At 47.8% G+C, this 2376-nt stretch carries 3 protein-coding genes and 1 pseudogene; 1 reads left to right on the top strand and 3 read right to left on the bottom strand.

Translation table 11 applies throughout. The features are described 5' to 3' along the window. The 3 genes and pseudogenes from BTA51_RS28785 to BTA51_RS30960 all read right to left on the bottom strand — a co-directional run. Nucleotides 1-301, bottom strand: a 301-nt coding sequence (locus BTA51_RS28785; protein WP_210404946.1) for a transposase, incomplete at its 3' end; no start/stop codon positions are given. A gap of 267 nt (nt 302-568) precedes the next feature. Beyond that, on the bottom strand, nt 569-1327 hold the full coding sequence (locus BTA51_RS28780; RefSeq protein ID WP_094712528.1) for an IS30 family transposase: 759 nt from the start codon (nt 1325-1327) through the stop codon (nt 569-571). Nucleotides 1328-1440: 113 nt separating this feature from the next. Next, nucleotides 1441-1563 (bottom strand): annotated as a pseudogene (locus tag BTA51_RS30960) (helix-turn-helix domain-containing protein); the annotation flags it as partial. Nucleotides 1564-1668: 105 nt separating this feature from the next. On the opposite strand from BTA51_RS30960, the gene BTA51_RS28770 reads away from it, so the two are divergent. Next, nucleotides 1669-2115 (top strand): DUF4240 domain-containing protein, encoded by a 447-nt coding sequence (locus BTA51_RS28770; RefSeq protein ID WP_094712527.1) that lies wholly within the window; start codon nt 1669-1671, stop codon nt 2113-2115. Nucleotides 2116-2376: the final 261 nt, after the last annotated feature.

Below are 2376 nucleotides of genomic sequence, written 5' to 3'. Positions count from 1 at the left end.
CCAGTTCATCGGTGAGTTGGGTTTGATGTTTTTTGACGAGCTGCGGCTCAAAGGTGCCAGCACGATCCCGAGGCGTTTCCAGCTCAAAAGGCCCGGCAGGGCTTTTCACCGTTTTCTTGCTGGAGCCGTTCTTGCGATTGGGTTGATCGTCAGAGCTGAGGTGCTGATCAAGCTCAGCCTTCATGGCTGTTTCAGTGAGTTGCTTGATCAGAGGTGTCAGGATACCGTCTTTTCCAGTCAGGTCTTTGCCTTCACGCAATGCTTGCAGTGCGGCTTCCATGTCGAAGGAGGGTGTGGTCATAAGTCATCTCTTTTCAAGAAAATAGACTATAAACCAAAGGAAATGTTCGGTTTTTTAGTGTTTCTTGGTTTAGATGTAAATACTACTGGTTATAATGATAACGACAATTCGCAGAGAGCAATAAATGTATTTAAGCGGGGGGCTCTGGGATGGACACATCGTATAGCAAGTTATTGGGGTAAACTGTCACCTTGTTTTCAAAAAACGTAAACAAGCCACCAATTCACCCCAGCCGCTGAGCAAGGCGTTATATGTCAGTAGGTGGATTCAACTAATAATCGCAACACTCACCCAATCCAGCCACATCGGTTTTTGTCCTAAAAAGACCTCGGCTGGTGTTCTGTAGTTTAGACTTTTTCGCGGTCGATGATTAAGTCGATTTGCCACCGTTTGTACCTCCTGGTCCGTTACCTTTCTAAAGTCCGTTTTCTTGGGAAAGTACTGTCGGACCAGTCCATTCGTATTCTCGTTTGTGCCGCGTTGCCAAGCCGAATAGGGATCGGCAAAGTAGAATCTGGCCTTCAGCGATTTGGCAATTTCTTGGTGACGAGCGAACTCCGATCCGTTGTCTGATGTAATAGTTTTGACCTTATCTTGGTAGCGTCTGAGGCAGGCCAGTGTTGTGTCTTTGACAGCATGGCTATCCTTCTCCTTAAGCTTCTTTAGGCACAGGTATTGGCTCTTTCTTTCGGTGATCGACAGCAACGCACTCTTGTGCTCACGGCCAACGATGGTGTCGATTTCCCAGTCACCCAAGCGCTTTCGTCGTTCGACCACCAGCGGTCTTTCACGAATGGAAACCCGATTGGATACCGGTGGTTGTGAGCACTTAGGCCGTCGCTTCTGATCGCCCAAATAACTATAGCGTCGACCGACTTTGCGCAGTTGCTTGAATAACTCACCACCCCACCAGTTATCCCGTTGCAGGTAGCGGTAAATACTTTGGAAAGAAAGAGGGATTTGATGACGCAGCTGCAGCGTTCCCGAAATTTGTTCCGGACTGAGATCCTGAGCCAGATAAAACATTTCAGTTGACCCTCAATTTTGAAAGATTTGTGGGCGTTGTAACGAAACCCTAGCGCTTGTTGATGAGCTTGTTCTGGTTGGTACGCGGCCACCCCCTGACATCGTCGTAGCTCACGACAGACGGTAGAGCAATGTACACCAATATTGCGAGCGATTTCGGCTTGTGAAAGATGTTGTTTTCTCAGAGCATAAATCTGATATCGTTGTTCTCGAGTCAGCTGCGTGAAAGAAGGCATGACGGCTTACTCTTGGTCGGGTAGAAGTCTGCATCTTAGCGCAGCTGACTCCTACGCGGTTTACACAAGAGTGTTGCGATAACAAGGTGAACCCAGAGGAGAGTCATGAGCGAAAATGAATTCTGGAGCATTATTGGAATGCTCAACTGGGAAGAATCAGGAGACGACGAAGCTGTCGTGGAGCCGGTCGTAGACTTCTTGTCACAGAAGTCGGACGAAGAAATATTTCAATTTGAAGAGATATTGGCTCAAAAGCTCCACGCATTGGACACCAAAGCCCATGCGAAAGAGATAGGAGAAGACGCCTATGTCAATGAGAAAGAGTACTTTTCTGTAGATGGCTTTCTTTATTCTAGGTGTGTTGTAGTAGCCAATGGTAAAGAGCTTTTCCAGCATATCTTAGAGAACCCAAAGGAGTTCCCTAAAGATATGGAGTTCGAGGCCATACTGTACGTCGCGCAGGAAGCATACGAGCAGAAAAATGATAAAGAGTGGGAGTATGTCTCCCCAACAGATTATGAAACTTACAAAAATATCAGTGGCTGGCAGTAAGCGTATAACAAGGCCTGGCACAATCGCCCCTGTGGGGCTGGACCTCCGCACTGCGTGCTCCGGCCTGTGCTGGCGACGTTGAGGCTGTAGAAAAACCTCCCACCCGAATCAATTTTGCTATGCTGGCAGTACACAACAAGGATCTGTTGCCATGCCCAAGTTTAAGCCCTACAACTATGACCAGCACTCCATGGTGGTCATCAATTATCAAGACCAACTCCAGCCCGGCACTTTCGAATACGCAGTTCACTATCTGATCGA

Origin of the sequence: Hahella sp. CCB-MM4, assembly GCF_002260525.1 — a bacterium.
Classification (GTDB): domain Bacteria; phylum Pseudomonadota; class Gammaproteobacteria; order Pseudomonadales; family Oleiphilaceae; genus Hahella.
The sequence above is the reverse complement of the archived record's forward strand: the minus strand, read 5'-3'. Positions and strand labels throughout refer to the sequence as shown.